This is a genomic window from Streptomyces longisporoflavus (assembly GCF_014649775.1).
Taxonomy (GTDB): Bacteria; Actinomycetota; Actinomycetes; order Streptomycetales; family Streptomycetaceae; genus Streptomyces; species Streptomyces longisporoflavus.
The window spans coordinates 48,693-74,857 of record NZ_BMTR01000026.1 but is presented as its reverse complement, the minus strand read 5'-3'; the positions used below and the strand labels follow the sequence as shown (position 1 = coordinate 74,857).

The 26,165-nt window shown below is 70.2% G+C and carries 26 protein-coding genes; 12 read left to right on the top strand and 14 right to left on the bottom strand.

The annotated features are described in order from the left end of the window. The 12 genes from IE226_RS35725 (at window position 1) to IE226_RS35675 (ending at window position 14,705) form a co-directional block, all read left to right on the top strand. The gene (locus tag IE226_RS35725) at window positions 1-1,848 is read left to right on the top strand and encodes an AGE family epimerase/isomerase (protein WP_190085642.1); all 1,848 of its coding nucleotides are present in this window, start codon (window positions 1-3) and stop codon (window positions 1,846-1,848) included. After that, complete coding sequence (locus IE226_RS35720; RefSeq protein ID WP_190085641.1) at window positions 1,845-2,186, top strand: STAS domain-containing protein; 342 nt, start codon at window positions 1,845-1,847, stop codon at window positions 2,184-2,186. The genes IE226_RS35725 and IE226_RS35720 overlap by 4 nt, the downstream gene beginning before the upstream one ends. After that, the gene (gene glgX, locus IE226_RS35715) at window positions 2,183-4,351 is read left to right on the top strand and encodes a glycogen debranching protein GlgX (RefSeq protein ID WP_229871745.1); all 2,169 of its coding nucleotides are present in this window, start codon (window positions 2,183-2,185) and stop codon (window positions 4,349-4,351) included. The genes IE226_RS35720 and glgX overlap by 4 nt, the downstream gene beginning before the upstream one ends. Next, on the top strand, window positions 4,341-4,652 hold the full coding sequence (locus IE226_RS35710; protein WP_190085640.1) for an anti-sigma factor antagonist: 312 nt from the start codon (window positions 4,341-4,343) through the stop codon (window positions 4,650-4,652). The genes glgX and IE226_RS35710 overlap by 11 nt, the downstream gene beginning before the upstream one ends. A gap of 14 nt (window positions 4,653-4,666) precedes the next feature. Further along, window positions 4,667-5,191 carry an ATP-binding protein gene (locus tag IE226_RS35705; RefSeq protein ID WP_190085639.1) on the top strand — a complete coding sequence of 175 codons (525 nt, stop codon included), beginning with the start codon at window positions 4,667-4,669 and terminating at the stop codon, window positions 5,189-5,191. A gap of 11 nt (window positions 5,192-5,202) precedes the next feature. Beyond that, the gene (locus IE226_RS35700) at window positions 5,203-6,453 is read left to right on the top strand and encodes a PP2C family protein-serine/threonine phosphatase (protein WP_190085638.1); all 1,251 of its coding nucleotides are present in this window, start codon (window positions 5,203-5,205) and stop codon (window positions 6,451-6,453) included. Between the two features lie 55 nt (window positions 6,454-6,508). Next, a complete protein-coding gene (locus tag IE226_RS35695) occupies window positions 6,509-7,276 on the top strand; it encodes a MinD/ParA family ATP-binding protein (RefSeq protein WP_190085637.1) in 768 nt (255 codons plus the stop codon). 87 nt (window positions 7,277-7,363) lie between these two features. Beyond that, a complete protein-coding gene (locus IE226_RS44355; RefSeq protein WP_373307091.1) occupies window positions 7,364-9,454 on the top strand; it encodes a maltotransferase domain-containing protein in 2,091 nt (696 codons plus the stop codon). After that, entirely contained in the window at window positions 9,451-11,634 is a 2,184-nt protein-coding gene (gene glgB / locus IE226_RS35690) for a 1,4-alpha-glucan branching protein GlgB (RefSeq protein WP_308429582.1), read from the top strand. The genes IE226_RS44355 and glgB overlap by 4 nt, the downstream gene beginning before the upstream one ends. Window positions 11,635-11,680: 46 nt before the next feature. Next, the gene (locus tag IE226_RS35685; protein ID WP_190085635.1) at window positions 11,681-12,166 is read left to right on the top strand and encodes a cation:proton antiporter regulatory subunit; all 486 of its coding nucleotides are present in this window, start codon (window positions 11,681-11,683) and stop codon (window positions 12,164-12,166) included. Between the two features lie 4 nt (window positions 12,167-12,170). Further along, entirely contained in the window at window positions 12,171-13,412 is a 1,242-nt protein-coding gene (locus IE226_RS35680; protein WP_190085634.1) for a cation:proton antiporter, read from the top strand. Window positions 13,413-13,688: 276 nt separating this feature from the next. Next, window positions 13,689-14,705 (top strand): NHL repeat-containing protein, encoded by a 1,017-nt coding sequence (locus IE226_RS35675; RefSeq protein ID WP_190085633.1) that lies wholly within the window; start codon window positions 13,689-13,691, stop codon window positions 14,703-14,705. 67 nt (window positions 14,706-14,772) lie between these two features. Here the strand turns inward: IE226_RS35675 and IE226_RS35670 are convergent, their stop codons facing one another. From IE226_RS35670 to IE226_RS35605, 14 genes are all read right to left on the bottom strand, one after another. After that, entirely contained in the window at window positions 14,773-15,078 is a 306-nt protein-coding gene (locus IE226_RS35670) for an antibiotic biosynthesis monooxygenase family protein (protein WP_190085632.1), read from the bottom strand. Between the two features lie 47 nt (window positions 15,079-15,125). Then, on the bottom strand, window positions 15,126-15,962 hold the full coding sequence (locus IE226_RS35665; protein ID WP_190085631.1) for an NAD(P)H-binding protein: 837 nt from the start codon (window positions 15,960-15,962) through the stop codon (window positions 15,126-15,128). A 64-nt stretch (window positions 15,963-16,026) separates the two neighbouring features. Beyond that, window positions 16,027-16,971, bottom strand: coding sequence for an NADP-dependent oxidoreductase (locus IE226_RS35660; RefSeq protein WP_190085630.1), 945 nt, complete (start codon window positions 16,969-16,971; stop codon window positions 16,027-16,029). A 14-nt stretch (window positions 16,972-16,985) separates the two neighbouring features. After that, window positions 16,986-17,501, bottom strand: a complete 516-nt coding sequence (locus IE226_RS35655; RefSeq protein WP_190085629.1) for a cupin domain-containing protein — start codon at window positions 17,499-17,501, stop codon at window positions 16,986-16,988. A 14-nt stretch (window positions 17,502-17,515) separates the two neighbouring features. Continuing rightward, window positions 17,516-19,162 (bottom strand): benzoylformate decarboxylase, encoded by a 1,647-nt coding sequence (mdlC, locus tag IE226_RS35650; protein WP_190085628.1) that lies wholly within the window; start codon window positions 19,160-19,162, stop codon window positions 17,516-17,518. 49 nt (window positions 19,163-19,211) lie between these two features. Then, entirely contained in the window at window positions 19,212-20,465 is a 1,254-nt protein-coding gene (locus IE226_RS35645) for an MFS transporter (RefSeq protein WP_190085627.1), read from the bottom strand. Window positions 20,466-20,573: 108 nt separating this feature from the next. Then, window positions 20,574-21,089 carry a nuclear transport factor 2 family protein gene (locus IE226_RS35640; RefSeq protein WP_190085626.1) on the bottom strand — a complete coding sequence of 172 codons (516 nt, stop codon included), beginning with the start codon at window positions 21,087-21,089 and terminating at the stop codon, window positions 20,574-20,576. 25 nt (window positions 21,090-21,114) lie between these two features. After that, window positions 21,115-21,579 carry a nuclear transport factor 2 family protein gene (locus tag IE226_RS35635; RefSeq protein ID WP_190085625.1) on the bottom strand — a complete coding sequence of 155 codons (465 nt, stop codon included), beginning with the start codon at window positions 21,577-21,579 and terminating at the stop codon, window positions 21,115-21,117. Further along, a complete protein-coding gene (locus IE226_RS35630) occupies window positions 21,576-22,271 on the bottom strand; it encodes an SDR family NAD(P)-dependent oxidoreductase (RefSeq protein ID WP_190085624.1) in 696 nt (231 codons plus the stop codon). Before IE226_RS35630 ends, IE226_RS35635 begins: the two co-directional genes overlap by 4 nt. Window positions 22,272-22,294: 23 nt before the next feature. Next, entirely contained in the window at window positions 22,295-22,603 is a 309-nt protein-coding gene (locus IE226_RS35625) for a muconolactone Delta-isomerase (RefSeq protein ID WP_161304493.1), read from the bottom strand. Window positions 22,604-22,649: 46 nt separating this feature from the next. Next, complete coding sequence (locus IE226_RS35620; protein ID WP_190085623.1) at window positions 22,650-23,684, bottom strand: ankyrin repeat domain-containing protein; 1,035 nt, start codon at window positions 23,682-23,684, stop codon at window positions 22,650-22,652. After that, window positions 23,684-24,130, bottom strand: coding sequence for a nuclear transport factor 2 family protein (locus tag IE226_RS35615; protein WP_190085622.1), 447 nt, complete (start codon window positions 24,128-24,130; stop codon window positions 23,684-23,686). Before IE226_RS35615 ends, IE226_RS35620 begins: the two co-directional genes overlap by 1 nt. Before the next feature lie 190 nt (window positions 24,131-24,320). Further along, a complete protein-coding gene (locus IE226_RS35610; RefSeq protein WP_190085621.1) occupies window positions 24,321-24,791 on the bottom strand; it encodes a nuclear transport factor 2 family protein in 471 nt (156 codons plus the stop codon). 80 nt (window positions 24,792-24,871) lie between these two features. Beyond that, window positions 24,872-26,068: a low temperature requirement protein A gene (locus tag IE226_RS35605; protein WP_190085620.1), complete on the bottom strand. Its 1,197-nt coding sequence runs from the start codon at window positions 26,066-26,068 to the stop codon at window positions 24,872-24,874. Window positions 26,069-26,165 lie beyond the last annotated feature (97 nt).

Below are 26,165 nucleotides of genomic sequence, written 5' to 3'. Positions count from 1 at the left end.
ATGTCAGAGATCTCAAGGAACGTCGACTTCACCTTCTCGGACACCGTCGCCGGACGGGTGACCGCGTTCGACGGCCAGGCCCGGGTCTTCACCCTGGTCACCGCCGACGGCCGGTTCTTCGACGTCGGACTCGACGGCGGCCCGAGCGCCGAGCTCCTGCACAACCTGGGCGAGCCCTACCAGGACGCGTCGGGGCACGTGGACGAGCTGCTCACGCAGGACGCCTTCGTCATCGCGTACGGCATCTTCTACCCCCACGGTCAGGGGCTGCGCTTCGAGGCCAAGCGGCTGATCTTCCTGGGCCGCGACCCCGAGGACTACCGCTTCGAGGAAGCGGGCTGGTGGGTCCGGCAGATCAAGGAGATCGCCGGCTTCTACCGCAAGGCCCAGTTCGGCGACGGGCCCATCGACTTCCGCGACTACCGCACCGAGATCAGGCTCGGCGGCGACAAGACCGCGAGCCACGTCCAGGAGACCGACACCATCTCCCGGCTCGTCTACGGCATGGCCTCCGCCTTCCTGCTCACCGGCGAGGACGAGTACCTGGAGGTCGCCGAGCGCGGCACCGAGTACCTGCGCGAGCACATGCGGTTCGTCGACACCGACGAGAACGTCGTGTACTGGTACCACGGCCTCAAGGTCGACGGCGACGTCGAGAAGAAGCTGTTCACGTCCGAGTTCTCCGACGACTACGACGCGCTGCCCGCCTACGAGCAGATCTACGCGCTGGCCGGTCCTGTGCAGACCTACCGGGTCACCGGCGACCCGCGGATCAAGGCGGACGCGGACGCCACCATCCGCCTCTTCGACCGGTTCTACCTGGACCCCGAGGCGGGCGGCTACTTCTCGCACATCGACCCGATCCTGCTCAGCCCCCACCACGCCTCGCTCGGCCCCAACCAGGGCCGCAAGAACTGGAACTCGGTCGGCGACCACGCGCCGGCGTACCTGATCAACCTGTACCTGGCGACCGGCGAGCAGAAGTACGCCGACATGCTGGAGTACACCTTCGACACGATCGTCGAGCGCTTCCCCGACCTCAAGAACAGCCCGTTCGTGCAGGAACGTTTCCATACGGACTGGTCGCACGACACCACCCACGGATGGCAGCAGAACCGCGCGGTCGTCGGACACAACCTGAAGATCGCCTGGAACCTCATCCGGATGAACTCGCTGCGGCAGAAGGACGCCTACCTGGAGACCGCCGTCTCCCTGGGCGAGACCATGCCCGAGGTCGGCAGCGACCGCCAGCGGGGCGGCTGGTACGACGTGGTGGAACGCGTCAAGGCCGAGGGCGAGGACCGGTTCCGCTTCGCCTGGCACGACCGCAAGGCCTGGTGGCAGCAGGAGCAGGCGATCCTCGCCTACCTCATCCTGCACGGCGTCACCGGGCGCGCCGACTTCCGCACCGAGGCGCGCGACGCCCAGTCGTTCTACAACGCCTTCTTCCTCGACCACGACGAGGGCGCCGTCTACTTCAACACCATGGCCAGCGGCCTGCCGTACCTGCTGGGCGTCGAGCGCCTCAAGGGCAGCCACTCGATGTCGATGTACCACTCGGCCGAGCTGTGCTACCTCGCGGCCGTCTACAACAACCTGCTGATCAACGGCAAGCCGATGGACTTCTGGTTCAAGCCCGACCCCGCCCTGATCGAGGACCGCGTCCTGCGCGTCTCTCCCGACCTGCTGCCCGCAGGAGCCGTGCGCATCGCCGCCGTCGAGATCGACGGCGAGGAGCACACCGACTTCAACGCCCAGGCCCTGACCGTCCGGCTGCCCGAGACCTCCGGCCGCGTCAAGGTCAAGGTCCGCCTCGAACCCAACGCCCGCAAGGAGGTGACGGGATGACCGTCAAGGTCAGCTCACAGGTGCTCGCAGGCGTCACCGTCGTCGCCCTGGAAGGCGAGATCAACTCCACCACGTCCGGGGGACTCCAGTCCCAGCTCCTTCCGTTCATCGGCCACGGCTCCACGGTCCTCATCGACCTCACCGGCATCTCGTACGTCTCCAGCGCCGGCCTGCGCACCCTGCTCATCGTGCACCGCCACGCCCAGCAGCTGGACGCCGAGATCACCCTCGTCGGCCTCTCCGAAGAAGTCTCGTTCGTCATGTCCGCGACCGGCTTCCTGGACTTCTTCAGGATCGCCGACGACCTGGACACCGAGCTGGAACGTACGGGCCGATGACCACCCCCGACATGCGCGAGCGCATCGACGGCTTCCCGACCCACCGCATCGGTCCTTACCGGGTCAGGGCGGGCCGGCCCTTCCCCTACGGCGCGACCCCGGTGCCCGGCGGCGTCAACTTCTCCGTCTACTCCGACGGCGCGACCACCATGAGCCTGGTGCTCTTCGAGCGCGGCGCGGCACAACCCAGCGCCGAGCTGGAGTTCCCGCCCGAGTTCTGCATCGGCAGCGTGTACGCCATGACGGTCTTCGGGCTCGACCTGGAGAACCTGGAGTACGGCTTCCGCGCCGACGGACCCTTCGACCCGGCCCGCGGCGACCGCTTCGACGCGGGCAAGGTGCTCAGCGACCCCTACGCGCGCCTGATCTCGGGGCGCGAGGTGTGGGGCACGGAGCCCGACTGGGACAACATCTACCACTACCGCTCGCAGGTCGTGAACGACGACTTCGACTGGGGCGGCGACCAGCCGCTGCGCATCCCCGCCGAGGACCTCGTGATCTACGAGACCCATGTGCGCGGCTTCACCCGGCACCCGTCCTCACGCGTGTCGGCGCCGGGCACCTACGCCGGACTGCGCGAGAAGATCCCCTACCTGCGGGACCTCGGCGTCAACTGCGTCGAGCTCCTGCCCGTCTTCGAGTTCGACGAGCTGGACAACCCGCGCACCGACCCGGTCAGCGGCGAGCGCCTGTACAACTACTGGGGCTACAACACCGTCTCGTTCTTCGCCCCCAAGGCCGGCTACGCGGCGACCGGCCCGTTCGGCATGCAGGCCGACGAGTTCAAGACGCTGGTCAAGGAGCTGCACAAGGCCGGCATCGAGGTCGTGCTCGACGTCGTCTTCAACCACACCGCCGAAGGCAACGAGCAGGGCCCCACCATCTCCTTCCGCGGCCTGGACAACGCCACGTACTACATGCTCACGCCGCGCGGCGAGTACTACAACTTCAGCGGCACCGGCAACACCGTCAACTGCAACCACCCGGTCGTACGGGACTTCGTCCTGTCCTGCCTGCGCCACTGGGTCGCGGAGTACCACATCGACGGATTCCGCTTCGACCTCGCCGCCATCCTCGACCGGGCCCCGGACGGCACCCCGCTGCCCAACCCGCCGCTGCTCGAACAGCTGGCCCACGACCCGATCCTGCGCCACACGAAACTGATCGCCGAGGCGTGGGACGCGGCCGGCCTCTACCAGGTGGGCAACTTCCCCAACTACGGCCGCTGGTCGGAGTGGAACGGCAAATACCGCGACACCGTACGCCGCTTCGTCAAGGGAGAACCGGGCCTGGTCGGCGAGCTCGCGACCCGGATGGCGGGCTCGCCCGACCTCTACCAGGGCCGCACCTCGTCCGCCTCGGTCAACTTCATCACGGCCCACGACGGCTTCACCCTGGCCGACCTGGTCTCGTACAACGACAAGCACAACGAAGCCAACGGCGAGAACAACAACGACGGCGCCGACGACAACAACAGCTGGAACTGCGGCGAAGAGGGGCCGAGCGCCTCCTCGCACGTCAGGGAACTGCGGCTGCGGCAGATGAAGAACCTGCTGACCATCCTGCTCACCAGCCAGGGCATTCCGATGATCCTGGCCGGGGACGAGGTCGGCCGCACCCAGCTCGGCAACAACAACACCTACTGCCAGGACAACGAACTGTCCTGGTTCGACTGGGGCCTCGTCGACGCCAACGCCGAACTCCTCGGCTTCGTACGCTCGATGATCGCCTTCCGGCACGCCCACCCCGTGCTGCGCACCAGCGACCACCCCACGGGCACCGACCGGGTCGGCAGCGGCTACCCCGACGTGAGCTGGCACGGCGTGCGCGCCTGGGCGCCGGACTGGGCCGACCACTGCCGGGTGCTCGCCATGATGCGGTGCGGCCGGCACGCCAAGTCCGGCAGCGTCGCCGACGACCACGTGTACGTCGCCGTGAACGCGCACTGGGAAGCGCATGACCTGGAGCTGCCCGCACTGCCCGAGGGCCAGCGCTGGCACCTCTTCGCCGACACCGGCACCACCGTCCACCCCGTCGGCGCCGAGCCCGGACTCCAGCACCCCTGGCGCTACCACCTGGGCGCCCACTCCGCGGTCGTCCTGGTGGGCCGCACGGCCGACCGGGACGACCACCAGACGCAGAAGGAGAACCACCGTGGCTTTTGACGTGCGGCTCAGGATCAACGACAAGGTCGCCACCATCGAGCTGAAGGGCGAACTCGACGCCTCGACGGCGGGCGAGTTCCACGAGACCGTCGGCAAGGCCGCGGGCGCCGGCGCCGTCGAACTGGTCATCCGCGCCGAGCAGCTCGGCTACCTCTCCAGCGCGGGCCTGCGCTCCCTGGTCTTCGCCCGCCAGAAGATGGGCGACGGGGTGCGTATCGCTGTCGTCGGAGCGTCCGAGCCGGTGGCGAGGACCATCCGCCTCGCCGGCTTCGACCACAGCATTGACCTGGTCGACGCCTGAAGGGACGGACCGAGATGACGTTCGACTTCACGACCGCGGAGGCTCTGCGGACCGCGGAGGCCTCGCGGCCCGCCGGGGCCGCCGAGGCGGCGGGCGTCGCAAAGGCGCCCGGGTGCGGCAGGACGAACGCACTCCGGATCCCCGCATCGGTCGAATCGCTCGAGCCGGTGTCCGCCTTCGTGCTCGGTCTCGGCGACCGGGCCGGCCTTACGGAGAGCTCGCTCTACCGGCTGCGCCTGGCCGCCGACGAGCTGGCGACCAACATCGTCATGCACGGCTACCGCGGTGAGCCGGGCGAGATCACGGTGGACGGCGGGATCGACCCGGACGAGGTCTGGGTCCGCTTCCAGGACGACGCCCCGGCGTTCGACCCGCGCCAGGGCATGCGGGCACCGCAACTCGACGTGCCCCTGGAGGAGCGGCCCATCGGCGGACTCGGCGTCTTCCTGGCCTTCACAGCGGTGGACACCTTTGAGTACGAGCTCGTCGCGGGGCGCAATGTGAGCACCCTCGTGATGCGCCGGCCGACAGCGGACTAGACGAGGCGGAGATGGCGCAGACGAAGGTGCTGATACTGGATGAGCGGCGCGACGTGCCCCCGGGTCTGGCCAAGGCGCTGGACGCCGTGGGAGCCGAGACGCACACCTGCACCCCCGGCGACGTCCTTGCGGCGTCGCCGGGGCGGATGCCGGCGGTGACCGCGCTGCTCGCACACGCCACACTGTCGCCCCACACGGTCAGATCCGTGGCACGGCGGCTGGCGGACGAGGGCCAGCAGCCGACGGTGGTGGCCTACGCGGACCGCGATCTGCACCTCCTGGACGGTCATGTGCGCGCGGGCTCCGACTACTTGATCCCGCCGTTCCACCCCGTCCTCGTCGAGGCGCGGCTGCGCGACTGCCACCAGCACGCGGAACTCAACCGGAACATGGAGGAAGTCGCCGCACACGCCGAACTGCTCAGCTACGAGCGCGAGTTGGAGATAGGCAGGGAGATACAGCTCGGGTTCCTGCCGGACGCGCTGCCCAGCCCCGACGACTGGCACATACGGGTGCGCTTCAGGCCCGCGCGCACCGTCGCCGGGGACTTCTACGACGTCTTCGAACTGGTCAACCGCAGGCGCCTTGCCCTCGTCGTCGCCGACGTATGCGACAAGGGAGTCGGCGCGGCCCTGTTCATGGCGCTCATCCGCTCGCTCCTGCGGCACACGGCCGAACAGAGCGGCCTGCAAAACCTCATCGCCGCGGACCTCATGGGCGAGGAACCCGGCTGGGCCGAACACACCAGGGCCATCCCCGTCGTGGGCGCGACACCCCTGCTCAACGCGGTCGTGGGCACCAACAGCTACCTGACCCGCAACCACATCAAGCAGGGCTACTTCGCCACCATGTTCTTCGGCGTCCTGGACCCCGTCACCGGCAACCTCGTCTACATCAACGGCGGGCACAACCCGCCCGTCCTGGTCAGCGGCAGCGGGGCGCCGCCCGTACTGCTCCAGCCGACGGGCCCGGCCGTGGGCGTCATGCCCGACTGCACCTTCTCCCTGGGATACGCGCAGATCAGCCCCGGCGACACCCTCTTCATCTACACCGACGGGGTCACCGAGGCCCGCTCGGAGACGGGCCGGTTCTTCGGCGAGGACCTGCTCCTCGAACAGCTGACGGACGCCGCCGGACGAGGGGAGGAGCTCCTCGACCACATGGACGGCGCGCTCAGCGAGTTCGTCGGCCAGGCCGAACAGTCCGACGACATCACGATGATGGCCGTGCACTGGCGGGCGCCGGCCAAGACCGCCGACTGACCGGAGCCGCCCGCCGGCCGACGCGCGAACGAGCAAGAACTGTCAGGTGGAGAACATGTCGCAGATCATCACGGTGCACTCCTATCGAGGGGGCACCGGCAAGTCCAGCACGGCCGCCAATCTCGGGTTGCTGCTCGCCGCATCGGGTCTGCGGGTCGCGTTGGTGGACACCGACATCCAGACGCCCGCTCTGGACGTGATGTTCGGCGATGCGACGGCCCCGGCCCGGCGCTCGCTCACCGACTACCTCATCGGCCGCTGCGAGATCGAGGAGGCGGCCTACGCCGTCGACCGGGACGCCGGACACGAGGGGCTCTTCCTGGTCCCGGCCAGGAGCCAGGCCACCGGCGTCAACGAGATCATGGGCCGCGGCTACGACGTGGGCCTGCTCAGGGAGGGCTTCGACCGGCTCATCGACACGCTCGCGCTCGACGTGCTGCTGCTCGACACACACGCCGGGTTCAACAACGAGACCGTGACCGCCATGGCCAGCTCGGACGGCCTGGTCGTGGTGACCCGCGCCGACCGGCTCGACCTCGCCGGCGCCAAGGAGACGACGGCGCTCGCCGGACGGCTCGGCCTGGGCACCATGAGTATCGCCGTGAACATGGCCCCCGAGGGCACCATGGCCGACCGGCTGCGCGGCGAGGTCGAGACGGCCTACGACACCCGCATCACCACCGTGCTGCCCTACGCGCCCGAGATGGCCTCGCTCGCCGGAGAACAGCTGTTCTCCACGGCGTACCCGCACCACCCCCTGGTGTCGGGATACCGCCGGATCATCTCGGAGGTCAGCAACGGCACCACGGCGATCCGACGCTGACCGCGTCCGCCGGTCGACGCGACCCGCTCGCACCGCCGAACACCCCTGTCCAGCGACCGCACCCCGGTGCGAGGAGGCACGAGCACTATGGAGGGCAAGCCCATGCAGCGCGACACGACGCGCCCGACCGCCCAAGGCGCACCGCCGCCCTGCGGGCCGACGGGCCGAAGGGGGCCAGGGCCCCGCGCGGGGCGCATCCCCATCGTGAACGTGCTGCCCTGCGTGGACGGCGGCCTGACCCCCGCCCGTGCCGTACCCGGCGAGGACTTCGAGGTCTCTGCCACGGTCTTCAGGGAGGGACACGACGCGGTCGGCGCCGGCGTCGTCCTCACCGCCCCCGACGGCGACCGGCGGCCCCTGTCCCCCATGCGCCTGGTGGCCCCCGGCACCGACCGCTACACCGCGTGGATCAGCGCCCCGCGGGAGGGCGACTGGACCTACCGCGTGGAGGCCTGGACCGACCCGTACGCCACCTGGCGGCACAACGCCGACATCAAGGTGCCCGCCGGAATCGACACCGAACTCGTCCTGGAAGAAGGGGCGTTGCTCCTGGAAGAGGTCGCGGGCACAGTCACCAGTGACGCGGCAGAGCAGCTGACCGCCGCGGCCGGACGGCTCCGGGACCGGCGCCCGGACCCCGAGGAACGGCTCGCCGCCGTGGACGACCCCGGCGTCAGCGCACTCCTCACCGCCCACCCGCTGCGGCGGTTGCTCACCCGCTCGTCCGAGCTGCCACTGAGGGTGGACCGCGAACGCGCCCTCTACGGAGCCTGGTACGAGTTCTTCCCCCGCTCCGAGGGCGCCGTCGTCCCCGACGCGCGCGACGGCGTGCCCGAACCCGTACGACCGGGCACCCTGCGTACCGCCGCCAAGCGCCTGGAAGCCGTCGCGGACATGGGCTTCGACGTGGTCTACCTGCCGCCGGTCCACCCCATCGGCACCACCCACCGCAAGGGCGCGGGCAACACCCTGGAAGCGGGCCCGCACGACCCCGGCTCGCCCTGGGCGATCGGCTCCGCCGACGGCGGGCACGACGCGATCCACCCGGAGCTCGGCACCCTCGACGACTTCGACCACTTCGTGGCGCGCGCCGGTGAACTGGGCCTCGAAGTGGCACTCGACTTCGCCCTCCAGTGCTCCCCGGACCACCCCTGGGTCACCGAGCACCCCGAGTGGTTCAGGCACCGCGCCGACGGCTCGATCGCGTACGCCGAGAACCCGCCGAAGAAGTACCAGGACATCTACCCGGTCGACTTCGACACCGACCCCGAGGGCCTGCACACCGAATGCCTGCGGGTGCTGCGGCACTGGATGGACCACGGGGTGCGGATCTTCCGCGTCGACAACCCGCACACCAAGCCCCTCGCGTTCTGGGACCGCCTCATCGACGCCGTCCACCAGAGCGACCCCGACGTGCTCTTCCTCGCCGAGGCGTTCACCCGCCCGGCCATGCTGCACGCCCTGGCACGGGCCGGCTTCCACCAGTCGTACACGTACTTCACCTGGCGCAACTCCAAGGAGGAGGTCGAGTCCTACCTCTCCGAACTTGCCGGACTCGACGGCGAGGAGAGCTCGGCCTACCTGCGCCCCAATCTCTTCGTGAACACCCCCGACATCCTCAACGCCTATCTCCAGTACGGCGGCAGGGCGGCCTTCGCGGCCCGCGCGGTCCTCGCCGCGACCGCCGGACCGACGTGGGGCGTCTACGCCGGATACGAGCTGTACGAGAACGTGCCCACGGGACCCGGCAGCGAGGAGTACCTGGACTCCGAGAAGTACCAGCTGCGCCCCCGCGACTGGGCGGGCGCGGAGGCGGCGGGCGACTCCCTGGCCCCCCTGATCCGCTCCCTCAACGGCATCCGGCGCGCCCACCCCGCCCTGCACCAGCTGCGCAACCTGCGCTTCCACCGCACCGACAGCGACGCGGTGCTCTGCTACTCCAAGCGGGCCGCCGACGGCGACTGGGTCATCGTCGTGCTCAACCTCGACCCGCACGACGCGCGCGAGGCGACGATCACCCTCGACCTGCCGGCGCTCGGCCTGGAGCGCTCCGAGACCTTCCAGGTCCACGACGCCCTGTCGGGCGCGAGCTACCGCTGGGGCCGCGACAACTACGTGCGCCTCGACCCGCGGCACCAAGTGGCCCACATACTCACGGACGGGACCCCGCAGTCGTGACCACCGCACAGCACCCACCCGCCCTGGCCGCCACCCACCTCAAGCGGCTCACCACCGGGGACGTCAGCGACCCGCACGCGCTGCTCGGACCGCATCCGGGCGCGGAGGGTGTCACCGTACGGGTGCTGCGCCCGCTCGCCGACGCGGTGACACTGACCACCCCGGCGGGCGAACCGCTGCTCGAACTCGACCACCTGGGCGAGGGAGTGTTCGCGGGCCGCCTGCCAGGCACGGTCGTGCCCGACTACCGGGTGCGCGTCCGCTACGGCACGGACGTCTTCGACTACGACGACCCCTACCGCTTCCTGCCCACCCTCGGCGAGCTCGACCTGCACCTGATCCGCGAGGGCAGGCACGAGCAGCTGTGGCGGGTGCTCGGGGCCCGGGTGTGCGAGCACCAGTCCGGCTGGGGCGCGGTCGCGGGCACCGCGTTCGCCGTGTGGGCGCCCGGCGCCCGCGCCGTACGCGTGGTCGGCGACTTCAACCACTGGGACGGCCGGGCGCACGCGATGCGCTCGCTCGGCGTCAGCGGGGTGTGGGAGCTGTTCGTGCCGGGGGCCGGCGAAGGCTGCCGCTACAAGTACGAGATCCTCACCCCCGACGGCCGCTGGACCAAGAAGGCGGACCCCCTCGCCGCCTCCGCGGAAGCGGCCCCCGGCACCGCCTCGATCGTCTTCCGCTCCCGGCACCGCTGGAGCGACGACGCCTGGATGGCACGGCGCGGCGAACGCACCGTGGACCGCAGCGCGATGAGCGTCTACGAAGTCCACCTCGGCTCATGGCGCCCCGGACTCGGCTACCGGGAGCTGGCGGTCGAACTGCCCGCCTACGTCAAGGCGCTGGGCTTCACGCACGTCGAGTTCATGCCGGTGGCCGAGCACCCCTTCGGCGGCTCCTGGGGCTACCAGGTCTCCTCGTACTACGCCCCGGCGGCCGGTCTCGGCGGCCCCGACGACTTCCGCGCCCTGATCGACGCGCTGCACCGGGCGGGCATCGGCGTCATCGTGGACTGGGTCCCGGCGCACTTCCCCAAGGACGACTGGGCCCTGGCCCGCTTCGACGGGACCGCGCTGTACGAACACCCCGACCCGCGCCGCGGCGAACACCCCGACTGGGGCACCCTCGTCTTCGACTACGGGCGCAACGAAGTACGCAACTTCCTGGTCGCCAACGCCGTGTACTGGTGCGAGGAGTTCCACGTCGACGGCCTGCGCGTGGACGCCGTCGCCTCCATGCTCTACCTCGACTACTCGCGCGCCGACGGCGCGTGGCTGCCGAACGTGTACGGCGGCCGGGAGAACCTGGAAGCGGTGGAGTTCCTCCAGGAGATGAACGCCACCGTGCCCCGCCGGTGCCCCGGCGTCCTCACCATCGCCGAGGAGTCCACCGCCTGGGACGGCGTAACCCGGCGCACCGACCACGCGGGCCTCGGCTTCGCCCTGAAGTGGAACATGGGCTGGATGCACGACTCGCTGTCGTACATGTCGCAGGACCCCGTGCACCGGCAGCACCACCACCACGCCATGACCTTCCCGATGGTGTACGCCTACGCGGAGAACTACGCGCTGCCGATCAGCCACGACGAAGTGGTGCACGGCAAGGGCTCGCTCCTCACCAAGATGCCGGGCGACCGCTGGCAGCAGCTGGCCAACCTGCGCGCCTACCTCGCCTTCATGTGGGCCTTCCCCGGCAAGCAACTCCTGTTCATGGGCCAGGAGTTCGCCCAGGACACCGAGTGGTCCCACGAGGCAGGCCCCGACTGGTCCATGCTCCGGCACGCCCCGCACGCGGGCGTGCGCGACCTGGTGCGCGACCTCAACCGCGGCTACCTAGGCGACCCCGCGCTGTGGAGCCAGGACACCCGCCCCGAGGGCTTTCGCTGGATCGACGCGGACGCCGCCGAGGACAACGTCTACTCCTTCGTGCGGTACGGCGAGGGCGGCGAGGCACTGGTGTGCGTCTTCCACTTCCAGCCCACCGTCCGGCACGGATTCCGCCTGGCGCTGCCCGAGGCGGGCCACTGGACCGAGGTGCTCAACACGGACGCCGCACAGTACGGCGGCTCCGGAGTCACCAACCCCGGCCGCGTCCACGCCGCTCCCGAGCCCCTGCAAGGGTTTCCGGCCCGCGCGACGGTGGTCCTGCCGCCGCTCGGCGCCGTGTGGTTCCGCAAGCAGTGACGCAGACCGAGGGACACACCGAAGGGCAGACCGAAGGAGAGACATCATGCCTGCACCCCGCCTGAGGACCACCCCGTTGCCCGGCATCGGGGTGCAGTACGAACTGACCACCCGGCGGCACGACACCCTGTCGGTCATCGCGCACCGCGACCGCAACCGCACCCTGAACGTGCACCACGACGACGACCCCGACTCCGCGGGCCTCTCCCTGGTCCTCACCGGCGCCGAGGCCCTCTCCCTCGCCGACGCCCTGCTGCCCAGCCACAACAACCCGAACCTGCTGCACACCAGCGACTTCGGCCTCATCGCCGAACAGGTCACCATCACCGGCACCTCGTACTGGAACGGGCGCACCCTGGGCGAGACGCGGATGCGCACCGAGACCGGGGCCTCGATCGTGGCCGTCATGCGCCGGTCCCACGCGATCCCCTCGCCCGGCCCCGACTTCCGGCTGCACGGGGGCGACGTCATCATCGTCATCGGCACCCGGGAAGGCGTGGACGGCGCCCACGAGATCCTTGAGCGGGGCTGATCGCGTGCACTCCGCAGTCTTCCTGATCGAGTTCGGCGCGGTCGTCCTGGCCCTCGGGCTGCTCGGCCGCTTCGCCGTACGCCTGAAGTTCTCGCCGATCCCGCTCTACCTCCTCGCGGGCCTCCTGTTCGGCGCGGGCGGCGTCGTCCCGCTCGGCGGCAGCGAGGAGTTCATCGAGGTCGGCGCCGAGATCGGCGTCGTCCTGCTGCTCCTGATGCTCGGCCTGGAGTACACCGCGGGCGACCTCGTGGGCCACCTCAAGACCCACGCCCCAGCGGGCGGCGTCGACTTCCTGCTCAACGCCCTGCCCGGCGCCGCAGCGGCCCTGCTGCTCGGCTGGGGCCCGGTGGCCGCCGTGGTCCTCGCCGGCGTCACCTGGGTCTCGTCCTCCGGCGTCATCGCCAAGGTGCTCGGCGACCTGGGCCGGCTCGGCAACCGGGAGAGCCCGGTCATCCTCAGTATCCTCGTGCTCGAAGACCTCGCGATGGCGCTCTATCTGCCCATCCTGACCGCGCTGCTCGCCGGAACGGGCCTGCTCGCGGGCGGCCTGACGCTGGGCATCGCGCTCACCGCGGTCGGCACCGTGCTGCTGGTCGCCGTGCGCTACGGGCGCGTCATCTCGCGCTTCATCTCCAGCGACGACCCGGAGAAGCTGCTGCTCGTCGTCCTCGGCATGACACTCCTGGTGGCCGGTGTCGCCCAGCAGCTCCAGGTGTCGGCGGCCGTCGGGGCGTTCCTCGTGGGCATCGCCCTGTCCGGCGAGGTGGCCGAGAACACCCATCATCTGCTGATGCCGCTGCGGGACCTGTTCGCCGCGGTGTTCTTCGTGTTCTTCGGCCTGAGCACCGACCCCACCACCATCCCCTCGATGCTGCTGCCCGCCCTCGCCCTCGCCGCGCTCTCCATCCTGACGAAGATCGCCACCGGGTACTGGGCCGCGAAACGCGCCGGGATCGCCGAGCGCGGCCGGTGGCGGGCGGGCGGCGCCCTGGTCGCGCGGGGCGAGTTCTCCATCGTCATCGCGGGGCTCGCGGTCTCGTCGGGCACGGTCGCGCCTTCACTCGGCCCGCTGGCCACCGCGTACGTGCTGCTCCTGGTCGTCATGGGCCCGCTCGCCGCCCGCTTCACCGAGCCGATCGCGCAGCGCGTCATCCTGTGGCGCGGCAAGGAGTACCCCGGCGCGGGAACCCTTGCGGGGCGGGCCACGGAACCGGTGCCGGAGCGGACGGCCGCGGCACCCGAGTGAGGTGATCGTCGGGGCCCGGCTCTCGGCACGGGGCGAAACGGAAGCTTCGCCACCATACGGAATCTCGTCGATCACCTACGAAAGTCGCTGCCTTCGCGCAGTTGATTTCAGCCCCAAGTGCCGTGCTCTGCGGCGCAGTTGACCTGCGTGTTCGTGTTACGGCCGCGAAATCCAGCCCCTCCCGGTCACCCCAACTCCCGTCCAGATCCAGCCATATGGTCCTCAACGCCGGCCGGGGCACACCCGGCGTTTCCGCACTCCCGAAACGAGGACCCCATGCACCTGTCGCACGCCCGCCGACGGCTCACCGCCTGCGCTCTCGCCCTGTCCTGCGCACTCGCCGCGGGACTCAGCGCACCGGCCACCGACGCCCGCGCGGACACTTCGGCCCCTGAGGCCCCCGACGCCGCAGAAGCCGTCACCGTAAGCCGCGCCATCGCCCTGCCCGGCAACCAGGCCTACCCCGAGGGCATGGCCACCGACCCCAGAACCGGCGACCTGTACGTCACCTCGTTCGCCACCGGAGCGGTCTACCGCGCGCCCTCCGGCCAGACCCAGGCCACCGAATTCCTGCCCGCGGGCACCGACGGCCGCACCCAGGCCATGGGCACCGAGGTCGACAAGAACGGCCGGCTGTGGGTCAACGACGCGGACGGCGTGACCGTGTACAGCACGGCGGACGGCAAGCGCCTGGCCCGCTTCGTCAGCCCCACGCCCGGCAAGTCCGTGCTCAACGACCTCGACCTGACGCCCGACGGAAGCGCGTACATCACCGACTCGCTGCGCCAGGTCGTCTACCGGCTGCCCGCCGCCACCATCGAGAAGACCGTCACCGCCCGCGGCACCGACACGCTGGCCGCCGGCTTCGACCTGAACGGCGTCGTGGCCCCCCACCCCGACGGTGCCATCACCCTCAACGGCATCGAGTCCGACGCGACCGGCAAGTACCTGCTCACCGTCGACATGGCCTCCGGCGACCTGTTCCGGCTCGAACCCGCCACCGGCGGTGTGCACAAGCTGAAGGTGACCGGCGGGACCCTGCTCTCGGCCGACGGGCTGCTCTGGGAGAAGAACCAGCTGTGGGTCGTCCAGTTCGGCTCGGACAGCATCAACCGGCTCACCGTCTCCTCCGACGTCACATCGGCATCCGTCGTGGCCCACGCCACCGACCCGGCCCTCCAGCACCCGACGACGCTCATCCGCAAGAACGGATCCCTGCACGTGATCCGCTCCCAGTTCGGCTCCGCCACCCTCGACCTGCCGTTCTCGGTGGCCAAGGTGAGCGGTATCTGAACGACGAAGCCCGTTGCCGCGACGCGTGCGTCACGGCAACGGGCTCCGCCCCGCGTCCGGTTGCTGTTCAGTTGCTGCTGCTCAGCTGCGCATACCGGCCCGACACCACCGTCGTCTTGTCGATGGCGGCCAGGAAGTCCCGGGTCTGCGAGGCCCCGAAGAAGCCCTGCATGGTGGCGTCGGCGTCCTGGACGGTGGCCCAGTGCACGATCACCAGATACTCGCCGTCGTCGTTGCGGGTCACCTCCCGCGAGACGAAGCCCGGCTGCTTGGCCATGTAGTCGTTCTCGACCGACCGGTCGAGCTCGGCGAACGCGGCGGCGTCGAAACCGGGGGTCAGCTTGAAACGTACGGTCTCCACTGTGGTGGTCACGGCGGACACTCCTTCAGGGGTCGGTTGATGTGTATGCGGGGCCGGGGTCAGCGGAAGGTGCTCGCGTGCTGCCGCGCCCACTGCTCGAAGGTGCGGGGCCCCCGGCCGAGCAACTCCCTTACGGTCGGGCGCACTTGGGAGTCGTCGAGGGTGCCGTCCGCGTAGTAGCGGAAGAAGGCCTCGATGTACGGGGCGGGAACGCCCTGCTCGACCATTTCGCTGCGGGCCTCTTCGTTGGACTGGCCCTCGAAGCGGAGCTTGCGGCCGAGCACCTCGCCCAGGACGCGCACCCGGTCCGCCGGCAGCAGGGGCTCGGGGCCGCTGAGGGCGTGGGCCAGACCGTGGTGGGCCTCGTCGAGCAGGACCCGGGCGGCGACCGCGCCGATGTCCGCCGGGTCGATCATGGCGACGGCCACGCCGGGGAACGCCGCGCGCACGGTGTCCCCCGCGGCCAGCTGCTCCGTCCACTGGAAGGTGTTCGACATGAAACCGCTGGGCCGCAGGATCGTCCACGGCACGCCGGAGGCGCGTACGGCCTCCTCGGAGCGGATCATCATGGCCGAGATCGCGTTGTCGAGGTCGCCGTCCGGCGCGGCGATGCTGGAGAGCAGCACCACGTGACCGACCCCGGCCCGCCGGATCTCGGTGAGCAGACCGGGCATGTCCGGGTAGCCCGGCAGCAGGAAGACGCCGTCCACGCCGTCGAGCGCGGGGCGCAGCGACTGGGGCCGGTTCAGGTCGCCGGTGACGGCCTCGACCGTCGGTGGCAGCGCGGCCGTGGCGGGGTCGCGCACCAGGGCCCGCGGCGGGGCGTCCGCCGCGGGCAGCAGGTGGGCGAGCACCTCGCCGCCCACGTGCCCGGTGGCGCCGGTGACCAGGATCATCGGGCTTCCTCGTTTCTTTGGTCGGGGGTCGGGGTCCTTGCGGCCTTGGGGCCCTGGGACCGGGTCAGCGCAGGTCGAGGACCAGGCGCCCGCGTACATGGCCCTGCTCGCCGATCTCGTGCGCGCGGGCCGCCCCCTCCAGGGGCAGCACCTCCTGCACGTACGGTTGCAGCCGCCCGTCGGCGAGCATGGGGGCCGCCTGCTCCAGGACCGCGCGGTTCGGGCGTACGTACGTGAAACCGGCGCGCACCCCGCGTTCCCGTGCGGCGGCCCGGTGACCGTCCGCCTCTCCCTTGAGGGTGACGACGATCCCGCCGGGGCGCAGCACGTCGAGGAGCTGCCGGAAGTCGGCGCCGCCCCGCGGGTCCACCGCGATGTCGACGTCCTTGGCGGAGCGGCCGACGGCGTCGTGCTCGACCACGTCGTGCGCGCCGAGGGAACGTACGAAGCCGTGGTTCGCGACGGACGCGGTGCCGATGACCTCGGCGCCGGCCGCCGCGGCCAGCTGGACGGCGATGTGTCCGACGCCGCCCGACGCACCCTGCACCAGGACGCGCTGCCCGCTTTCCAGGCCGCCGTGCTCGTACAGCGTCTGCCAGGCGGTGAGCACCACCATCGGCGCCGACGCGGCCACGACGTCGTCGACCCCGGCGGGCTTGAGCGCCAGTTCGTTCTCGTCGGCGACCGCGAACTGCGCGTATCCGCCCGCTAGACCGGGAAAGCGCGGCATGCCGAACACGGCGTCGCCCACCCGCAGCCGCGAGGTGCCGGGCCCGACGGCGGCGACGGTCCCGGAGATGTCCCAGCCGAGCACGGCCGGGAAGGCGGACACACCCACCCCCTGGCCCGCCCGCGTCGCCCAGTCGATCGCGTTGACGCCCGCTGCATGGACGCGGACGAGGACCTCTCCCTCGCCCGGTACCGGCACGGGGTGAGCTGCGGCGTGCAGTACGCCGGGTGCGCCGAAGCCGTCGATGACGGCCGCCTGCATGGTGTCCTGGCCGGCCATGCCGTTCGCCTCCCTCACAGCGACAACTGGAGATCGTGCCGCGGTGCGAGATCCACGATCTGCCGCTGCTGCTCGGGGGTCAGGGGCAGCGGCGCCTCACCGGCGCGTGCCTCCTGGCCGATCTCCATGAAGAACTTCTCCAGGTAGGCGGGCGTGAACATGAACAGGAGCCGCGCGGTCTGGACGCCGACGTTGCGGAACCGGTGCCGGGTGCCGCGCGGCACGAACACGAAGTCGCCGTCACCGGCGAGGAACGTCTTCTCGCCGTTGAGGAACTCGATGGTGCCGTTGAGGATGAAGAACGCCTCGTCGGCATGGGGGTGGATGTGCGGCGGCGGTCCGCCGCCGGGCGGCACGGTCGCCTCGGCGAGCGTCAGCGACCCGTTGGTGTTCTCGCGCGTCGCCTTGAAGGTGTAGATGGCGTCGCCGAACCAAATGGACTTGCCTTGACCCGCGGCCTGGTGAATGACGTCGCCCTCCGGGTGGTAGGGCGCCTCGTCGGCCCCGAGGGGCTGGGACGTGGTGGTCATGGGCGTTTCCTTCCTCAGAGCCGGAACAGGCCGGGGTCGTCGACCATGACGTCGAGCAGGACAGGACCTTCCGCGTTCAGGGAGTCCCTGAGCGCTTCCTGGAGCCCCTCGGGCGTCGTGATCCGCTCGCCGCGCACCCCGAAGCCGCGGGCCAGCTGGGCCATGTCGACGCCGCTGAGGTCGTACCCCTTCTCCCAGGACTTCTGGTCCTGCAAGTAGTACTTGAGCGACAGATAGCCCGAGTTGTCCGGGATGACGAACGTCACCGGCGCGTTCTGCTGGGCCGCGGTCCACAGCGCGTGCAGCGTGTACTGGGCGGAGCCCTCGCCCACGACGACCACGGCGCGCCGGTCGGGCCTGGCGATCGCGTAGCCGACGGCGCCGGCGAAGGGGAAGCCGAGCGCGCCGCTGGCCGTGGCGAAGTAGCCGTTGTCGGCGCCCAGCGGGATCTGCTCGTGGAAGTCGGCGCGGGCGATGGGCAGTTCCTCGAAGAGCACCGCGTCGTCGGGGAGTTCCTTGGACAGCAGGTGGAAGAGGTACGCCTGGGTCAGCGGGGTGGACGGCTCAGGGACCGCCACCGGCTCGCGCACGGGGGCGAGTTCCGCCCGCTCCCGCTGCGTGACGCGCGGGACCAGCGCCTTGACGACCGCTCCCGGCGGGGCGACGAAGCTGTGATCGGCGAGCGTCGCCGCGGCGGCCTGCGGATCGTCGGTCACGTGCAGGAACCGCACCGAGTCCGGCAGCGTCGGGCGCGGGCTGCGGTCGAGGTCGGCCGGCGCGGTCGAGAAGAGGTCCCAGGCCGTGAACAGGGTGAACGCCGGGCCGCCGAACACCACGACCACATCGTGCTGCGCCGAGAGCCGCTCGCCGATCAGCTCGGGGATGGGCGGCAGGACACCCGCGAAGAGCGGGTGGTTCTCGGGGAAGGCGCCGCGGTTCCACACCGGCGCGCCCCACACCCGGGCGTTGAGCTTCTCCGCGAGTTCGATCAGGGCGCCGCGTGCCCCCTGCGCGTCGACGGGGCCGCCGGCGACGATGCCGGGCCGCTCGGCGCCGTCCAGGGCCGCGGCGATCTCCGCGAGTGCCTCGTCGGACGGAGCGACCGCGCTGGTCACCCGGGCGATCCGCACCGGGTTCGGGTCGGCGGGCCTGACCCAGTCGTCCTCGGGGACGGAGACGAACACCGGGCCCTGCGGGGCCTGCTTGGCGATCTGGTACGCCTGGGCGATCATCGCCGGGACGTCCTGCGGCCGGGCGGGCTCACCGGCCCACTTGATGTACGGCTTCGGCAGCTGGGTGGAGTCCTTGGCGACCAGGAACGGCTCGCCGAGCAGCATCTTGCGGGCCTGCTGCCCGCCGAGGATCACCATCGGGGTCTTCGCCGACGCGGCGGTGTAGACGCTGCCCATGGCATTGGCGAGGCCCGGGCCGCCGTTGATGATGACCAGGGAGGGTTCGCCGGTGGCCTGGGCGTAGCCGTCGGCCATGCCGACGACCGACGCCTCCTGGAGACCCATCACGAAACGGAACTCGTCGTCGGGCCAGGCCTCGAACAGCTTCATCTCGCTGTGGCTCGGATTGCTGAAGATCGTGGTGAGGCCCAGTTGCCGCAGTACATCCAGGGTGGCTTCGCGTACGGTCTGGTGGCCGGTGTCGGTCACGTCGTTACTCCTGACGGGGATTTCTGGGATGCGGGGCGTGTTACGGGGCTCAACTGCTGGCGGAAACGGGCGTGTTGTCGCTCGCGGCGGCGGCCGGCGCGGGACCGGCGGCCGGGCCCTGCGCGACGGGCACCTTGAGGAAGCGCGTGGCCCATACGGCGGGCAGCGCGATGACGGAGAAGATCAGCGCGGTCAGCGGGACATCGGCGATGCCGAAGGAGGCGAGGGCCCAGCCGCCGACCGCGGCACCCGAAGCGACACCCACGTTCGCGGCGGACGCGCCCAGGGTGGCGCCCAGGTCGGCGCCTTCGCCGGCCAGCGAGATGACGCGCAGCTGGAGCGAGGGAGTGACACCGAAGCCGACGATGCCCCAGGCCGCGAGGGCCACGCCGACGAGCAGCGGGCTCTCCCGGAAGAAGTAGAGGCCGAGCAGGGCCACGATGAGCACGCTGTTGCCGATGAGCAGGGTGCGCGAGGCGTTGATGTCGGCGAAGCGTCCGCCGGCGATGGTGCCGATGGCGCTGAACACACCGAAGATCATCAGGAAGGCGCTGACCGCGGCGCCCTCGATGCCCGTGACGTCCTCCAGGAACGCCGCCAGATAGGTGAAGGCGATGAACTGGGAGCCCATGAGCAGGACTTCGGCCGCCAGCATGGCGAGCACCCTGGGGTGGAAGGCGTGCTTGGCCTGGGAGGCGAGGTCGGTCGAGCCGGTGCTCGCGACGGACGGCACGAAGGCCATGATCACGGCGAGGGCGACGAGGCCGAGGACGACCACACCGGCGAACGTGGCCTGCCAGCCCAGGTTCTGGCCGAGGAGCGTGCCGAGCGGCACACCGAGCACCGTCGACACGGAGATGCCGCCGAAGACCAGGCCGACGGCCTGACCGCGGTGCTCGGGGGCGACCAGGCTGGTGGCGACGGCGGACGCGGCACCCAGGAACAGGCCGTGCAGGGCGCCGCACAGCACCCGGGCGACGACGAGCAGGCCGAAGATCCCGGCGAAGACTGCGGCGAGGTTGCCGAGGACGAAGACGACGAGCGCGCCCCACAGCAGGGTGCGGCGCGGCACCTTGATGGTCGCGGCCGTGACGATCGGGCCACCGATGGAGATGCCGAGCGCGTAGGCGGTGACCAGCAGGCCCGCCGTGCTCAGCGAGACGTCCAGATCGTCGGCGATGAGGTTGAGGACGCCGACGATGACCAGCTCGGCGGTGCCGATGACGAAGGCGCCCAGGCCGAGGGCGCCCAGGGCGAGCTTGTTGCGGGTCTCGCCGGGCCCCGTTGCGGTGGCGGTACTCATGAGAGCCACTCCTTGTGAGGGGGACGGAAGCGGTACGGGAAGGCGCGATCAGCGATCAGGCGACTGAGCCGGTGACTGAGCCGGTGAACTTGGACGGCGACCGAGCGATCAGGCGTACTGGAGGTTGAGCTTGGCTATGCGGCCGTCGCGCACCTGGAACTCGTAGTTGGCCTCGAAGCCGCCGGTGCCGCCGGGAGCGAAGCGCACGAGCAGCGTGGTGCCGTTGCTCTGGGGGGTGTCCTTCAGGACGGTGAGCTTGCCGCCGATGACCTCATTGCGGGCCCAGTCGCGGATCTCGTCGTGGCCGTTGAACTTCCTTCCTACGTCCGTGAGTTGGGCGTCGGAGTGGAAGGCGTCCACCAGTCCTTCGAGGTCCTCGTCGGCCACGGCGTCGACATAGGCCTGGGCCGCGGGTTCCACTCCCTCGTCCTTCCGGTTCTCGTCTTTGGTGGCCTTGGAGTCCTTGGTGTCTTTGGTGTCTTTGGCGTCCTTGTCGGGGGCCGCGGCCTGCTGGGTGGAGCCGGACGGGCTGTCCGGCTGGTCGGAGGAGCCCTCCGAGCAGCCTGCGAGCAGCAGCGCGGCGGACAGGGCGAGGGCGGGGATCAGGGGTCGGGTGCTCGGCATGATGGCTCCTGAGGGAGTCGACGGTTCAGGCGTAGCGCAGGGTGATCCGGGTGATCAGGTCGTTCTCGACGTCGAACGTGTAGCGGGCCCGGAAGCCGGCCATCAGCCCCTCGGGATCGAAGCGGAGGAGCACCGTGGGCCCCTTCGGCCCGTGCGTGGTGCGCAGCACGGTCAGCTCGCCGCCGATCACCTCGTCGCGGGCCCAGTCCCCGATCGCCGCGCGACCACGGAAGCCGCGGCCCGTGTCGGAGACGGTGGCATCCGGCGCGAAGACGGTGACCAGGGCGTCCGGGTCCCCGGCGTCGACGGCCTCGACATAGCCGCGCACGGCCGGTTCGAGCGCGGCGAGGGCCGCCGGGTCGTGCGCGGAGGGTGTGTCGCGTACGGCTTCCTTGGCGACCGCGCGCACGTAGTCGCTCGTCATGATCGTCGCGGTGAGGGCGGCGACGGCGATGGCCACCACGATCGCGGCCTTGCGGAGCGCGCTCACCAGTCGATCCTTCTGCGATTGCGGAAGAAGCCCCCGGTGGGCCCGGAGTCGGGAAGACGCGCGAGCCACGCCACGGTGTCGGCGCCCTTCTCGACGCTGGTCGGCGCGCCACGGCCGCCCATGTCCGTACGGACCCAGCCCGGACAGACCGCGTTGACCTTCACGCTCTGCGGGACCGCGGCGGACACCACCAGGGTCAGCGCGTTGAGCGCCGCCTTGGAGATGCCGTAGGCCGCGGGCGACGGCACGTTCTCGGTGAGGGCGCCGAGCCCCGAGGAGACGTTGACCACCCTGCCGTAACCGCGCCGCACCATGTCGGGGACGAAGGCCTGGCAGGTGTGGAAGGCCCCCATGAGGTTCACGTCAAGGGCCCGGCGCATGACGTCCTCGTCGAGCGAGAAGTACGAGACGGTCGGATAGATCCCGGCGTTGTTGACCAGGACATCGACCTCGACCCCGGCGTCGTCCAGCCGCTCCGCGCAGCGCCGGACGCTCTTGGCATCGGTGACGTCCAGTTCCTCCGCCCGGATGCGCGGGCTGTTCAGCGTCCGTGCGGCTGCCCGGCCGCGGTCGGGGTCACGCGAGGCGAGCACGACGTCGAGACCAGCCAGATCCAGCTGACGACAGGTCTCCAGGCCGATGCCCCGATTGGCCCCGGTGACAAGGGCGGTGCGGTTGCGTTCCCGGTTCACGTCCTCGGACTCCCCGCTCCGGGTCAGACCTTGTAGCGCTGCTTGACGTCCTCGGCGAAGCCGAGGTAGTCGCGCAGCGGCCAGACGGTCTCGAACTCCAGGTACTCCCGCATGGGGAGCCGGCCGAGCGCGGTGCGGTCGAGCTCCTCGGCGTCCGGCGAGTCGATGATGGCGATCACGCGCTTCTGTGCGGCGACCTTCCAGATGCCCACGCAGAAGCCGGAATCCACCGTCTCCTGGGCGTGGGCCGCCTCGTCCTGTTCGAGCTCCCACAGCTCGTCGAGGGTGATGCGTCCCTCGTGCTTCCACTTCATCTGGACGTAGAACAACATGCTGCAACTCCCTGCCTGTGCAGAGTCGTCGGGGCGTGGATACGGATCAGCCGGCGGCGCGCGTACGGATCAGGCCGGTGAGTGCGTGGTCGGCGCCGAACACCTCGACGGCGAGGTCGAGCGGCGTCTTGCCGTCGTGGCCGACCAGGTCGAGCCGGGCGCCGGCCTCGACGAGCGTGCGCGCGCACTCCTCGTAGCCGTGCCACAGGGCGTCGTGCAGCGGGCTGTACCCGTTCGTCGCGCCCTGGAAGTCGAGGTCGATGCCGCTCTGGCGGACCAGGTCGGCGGTGATGCCCGCGTGGCCGTTGTAGACGGCCTTGTGCAGAGGCACGGCGCCGAAGGTGGGCTCGACGGCGTTCACGTCGGCGCCCGCGGCGAGCAGCAGCCGCACGATCTCGTCGTGGCCGTCGCGGCAGGCCACGAGCAGCGCGGTGTGGCTGTCGTTGAAGCCGCTCAGGTTGGGGGAGCGCTCGTCGACCTCCGCGCCGGCGTCGAGCAGCTTGCGCACCCGCTCGGTGTCGCCCTCCGCGGTCGCGGCCATCAGCTCCTGGCGGGCCACCGCCCGCTCGTCGTCGGCGCGGCGTGCGTTGAGGTGTTCCTCGGCCTTGAGCAGCTTGTCCTTGCCGAACGTGTTGACGTTCAGCTCGTACGCGAAGTGCTGCTCCAGCGAGAAGCCGTAGTGCGTGTAGACCTGGAGCGCGGTGCCCCGCGCGAGCAAGTACTCGGCGATGTCCGGGTACTTGTACCAGAGGGCGTCCATCAGGGCGGTGTGCCCGGTGGTGGGCGCGACCGCGTCCACGAAGGCACCGGCCTCGACGAGCGCCTTCACGACGTCGAGGCTGCCGCCTTGGCAGGCCTTGTGCAGCGCGGTCGCGCCGGCCCGGCTGTCGGCGGTCAGGACGTCGGCGCCGCCCTCGATCAGGGCGCGGACGGTGGGGGCGTCCGCCTGACCCGCGGCGATCATCAGGACGGTGAGGCCGGTGCCGGCCTCGCGGTGACCGGCGTCGGCGCCGTCCGCGAGCAGGGCGGTGACACGCGCGGTGTCCCGGCCGCGTACGGCGGCGATCAGTTCGGCACTCATCAGGCGGCCTCCTGCCCCGACGTGTCGCCCCGCAGGGCCCGGATGATCTGCGAAGGGTCGGTGTAGGACTTCCAGCGGGCGATCTTCCCCTCGCGGACCGTCAGCCACTGGATGAACTCGATCTCGAACTCGACGCCGGTGCCCCGCACGGTCGACAGCTCGTGGATGACCCCGGCGGCCTGGTCGCCGTCGACGACGAGGTTCACCAGCTTCTCGAAGCGCACGTCCACGGCGCCGGTGAAGATCTGCAGGGTTTCGAGGACGGCGTCACGCCCGCGGTAGCTGCCAATCCACTTCATGTCGTCGTTGTAGCCGGGGACCGGCGTGTAGTTGATCCACTCGACGTCCTCGGCGAGCGTGTCGAGCGCGGTCTCGAAATCACCCGACGTCAGTGCGTCGAACCACCGCTGGACGACTTTCCTGGTCTCTTCCGTGGTGTTGCTCATAACTGCTCCTAGAAATGGAAGGAATCCCATGGAAATCCTGAACGAGGCAATCAGGAGCCAGCAAGGAAAAGGTGGTCGACTTTCTGATATCGCGGCCGTACCGGCGTACCGGCGTACCGGCGTACCGGCGTACCGGCGTATCGGCGTATCGGCGTACCGGTGTACTGGCGTATCCGCGTGGCGGCGGGGCTCAGGAGTTCGCGGACTCCGCCTGTGCGGCGGCGCGGGCGAAGAGGTGCTGGTTTCCGTCGGCCCACGTGGTCGTCATGACGATGCCGTTGATCCGCCAGCCGCCCGCCGTGCGCTCCAGGTCGATGCGGTAGGTGCCGCCCAGGGTCCACAGCGGCCCGCCGTGGTCGTTGGGCATGCGGTGCGTGGCCTGGAACATGGCGGTCGTGACGGCCGTGTCGCCCTGCACGTCGACCAGGAAATTGCTGAGCAGGTGCTGGGTGGCGGCGAAGTTGCCGAGCAGCCCGGACCACGCGGCGACCAGTTCCTTGCCGGTGACGGTGCCCGGCTCGCCGCCGTTGAGGCTGGTGTAGTCGAGCTTGATCTCGTCGCTGAACACATCGCCGAGCGACTCCCACTCACGCTGGTCGATGTACCAGCCCATGCGGGTGCAGGTCTCGATGATGTCCAGGCGGTCCACCGCGGAACTCATGGAATCTCCTTCTCTTTTATTTGATGGAAGCGCGTTCGGCTGATATGTGCGCGCCTCACTCAGACTGATATGGGCGCGCCTCACTGATAAAGGTGCGCCATTTGCTTGGTCCAGCGGTGATCGCTGAGCAGGGCGGTGCCGATCAGGACACCGAGCAGTACGACTTCGGCCACGGCCGTTCCGTAATGACCCACGGGAATTGCCGCGACGGCGAGCAACGCGGCCGTGAAATGGAAACGCTGCGGGCCGATCTTGAGAATCCCGTGGAACCAGGCGATTCCGGCGAGGTAGAGCGCGACGCCACAGGCGAGGGCCACGGACGGGGCGAGGGCCAGCGCGTCGTAGGGGTGCACGATGGTCTTCTTGACGGCCGCGGCGATCAGGATCAGCCCGAGCAGCATCGGCACATGGGCGTAGAAGAACGCGGTGAGCGCGAGGCGTGAGCGCTGGGCCGGGCCCTCCCGCTCCAGGGCCAGCTCGGCGCGCCGGGCCTTCTCCGCCTCGTCGAAGTACACCCACCACAGGCAGGCGGGGATGACGAAGATGAGCATGGCCGTGGTCACGACGCCGAAGCCGGCCTGGCCGCCGTTGGTGCCGATGCCGAGCGCGAGGAACGAGTCGCCCAGCGCAATGATCATCAACAGGCCGTGCCGCTCCACGAAGTGACCCGGCTTCAGCTCGAACCCCGACACTCCGGTGACCATCGGCGCGATGATCTCCAGCGTGACGGCCGTGGCCCACAGCGCGTACACGACCCAGCCGTCGAGGAAGCCGGCCCCGATGATGAGCAGCGCTCCCACCGTGTGGAACGGGGCGATACGCAGCATGTTGCGGGCCGCTCCCGGACCGCCGAACGCGAAGAGCGCGGCGTGCACGGAGACGATCAGGAGATAGCCGATGCCGAACGCGACGCCGTCACCGCTGAAGGCGTTGGGCGTGGCGAGTCCGATGACCAGGAAGGAGGCCATGCCGAGCAGCAGCAGGACCCGGTGGTGCCTGCGGTGCGGCGGCAGATGATTGGTCAGCCAGGCGTACCCGCCGTACATCCACCACAACAGCCAGAAGATCAGCAGTACTTGGACGACACCGCGCAGCGTCATGTCCCGGCTGAGCACCCTGGCCAGCTGGGTGAAGTTGAAGACGAACGCGAGATCGAAGAACAACTCCAGGGTCGTGACCCGGGTCGCGCTCTCCGGAGCGGCCTCGTCCTCTGCGGACCCGACATTCTCCGGGACGACGACGCCTTCTGCATCCTGCGCGGAAGTCGTGTGAGACATGTCTGGGAACGTAGCGGCGGCCACGGTGGTCCGGTCAAAGAGATCAAACAGACAACCAGAGGTTGCGGCGTTCGCGGCGGATCGGCGGCGGACCGGC

What these genes read in the sequence shown, in the direction of transcription:
- IE226_RS35725 (WP_190085642.1), top strand. Translation starts at nt 1, where the DNA reads ATGTCAGAGATCTCAAGGAACGTCGACTTCACCTTCTCGGACACCGTC.
- IE226_RS35720 (WP_190085641.1), top strand. Translation starts at nt 1,845, where the DNA reads ATGACCGTCAAGGTCAGCTCACAGGTGCTCGCAGGCGTCACCGTCGTC.
- glgX (WP_229871745.1), top strand. Translation starts at nt 2,183, where the DNA reads ATGACCACCCCCGACATGCGCGAGCGCATCGACGGCTTCCCGACCCAC.
- IE226_RS35705 (WP_190085639.1), top strand. Translation starts at nt 4,667, where the DNA reads ATGACGTTCGACTTCACGACCGCGGAGGCTCTGCGGACCGCGGAGGCC.
- IE226_RS35700 (WP_190085638.1), top strand. Translation starts at nt 5,203, where the DNA reads ATGGCGCAGACGAAGGTGCTGATACTGGATGAGCGGCGCGACGTGCCC.
- IE226_RS35695 (WP_190085637.1), top strand. Translation starts at nt 6,509, where the DNA reads ATGTCGCAGATCATCACGGTGCACTCCTATCGAGGGGGCACCGGCAAG.
- IE226_RS44355 (WP_373307091.1), top strand. Translation starts at nt 7,364, where the DNA reads ATGGAGGGCAAGCCCATGCAGCGCGACACGACGCGCCCGACCGCCCAA.
- IE226_RS35685 (WP_190085635.1), top strand. Translation starts at nt 11,681, where the DNA reads ATGCCTGCACCCCGCCTGAGGACCACCCCGTTGCCCGGCATCGGGGTG.
- IE226_RS35675 (WP_190085633.1), top strand. Translation starts at nt 13,689, where the DNA reads ATGCACCTGTCGCACGCCCGCCGACGGCTCACCGCCTGCGCTCTCGCC.
- IE226_RS35665 (WP_190085631.1), bottom strand. Translation starts at nt 15,962, where the DNA reads ATGATCCTGGTCACCGGCGCCACCGGGCACGTGGGCGGCGAGGTGCTC.
- IE226_RS35660 (WP_190085630.1), bottom strand. Translation starts at nt 16,971, where the DNA reads ATGGCCGGCCAGGACACCATGCAGGCGGCCGTCATCGACGGCTTCGGC.
- IE226_RS35655 (WP_190085629.1), bottom strand. Translation starts at nt 17,501, where the DNA reads ATGACCACCACGTCCCAGCCCCTCGGGGCCGACGAGGCGCCCTACCAC.
- IE226_RS35645 (WP_190085627.1), bottom strand. Translation starts at nt 20,465, where the DNA reads ATGAGTACCGCCACCGCAACGGGGCCCGGCGAGACCCGCAACAAGCTC.
- IE226_RS35640 (WP_190085626.1), bottom strand. Translation starts at nt 21,089, where the DNA reads ATGCCGAGCACCCGACCCCTGATCCCCGCCCTCGCCCTGTCCGCCGCG.
- IE226_RS35625 (WP_161304493.1), bottom strand. Translation starts at nt 22,603, where the DNA reads ATGTTGTTCTACGTCCAGATGAAGTGGAAGCACGAGGGACGCATCACC.
- IE226_RS35620 (WP_190085623.1), bottom strand. Translation starts at nt 23,684, where the DNA reads ATGAGTGCCGAACTGATCGCCGCCGTACGCGGCCGGGACACCGCGCGT.
- IE226_RS35615 (WP_190085622.1), bottom strand. Translation starts at nt 24,130, where the DNA reads ATGAGCAACACCACGGAAGAGACCAGGAAAGTCGTCCAGCGGTGGTTC.
- IE226_RS35610 (WP_190085621.1), bottom strand. Translation starts at nt 24,791, where the DNA reads ATGAGTTCCGCGGTGGACCGCCTGGACATCATCGAGACCTGCACCCGC.
- IE226_RS35605 (WP_190085620.1), bottom strand. Translation starts at nt 26,068, where the DNA reads ATGTCTCACACGACTTCCGCGCAGGATGCAGAAGGCGTCGTCGTCCCG.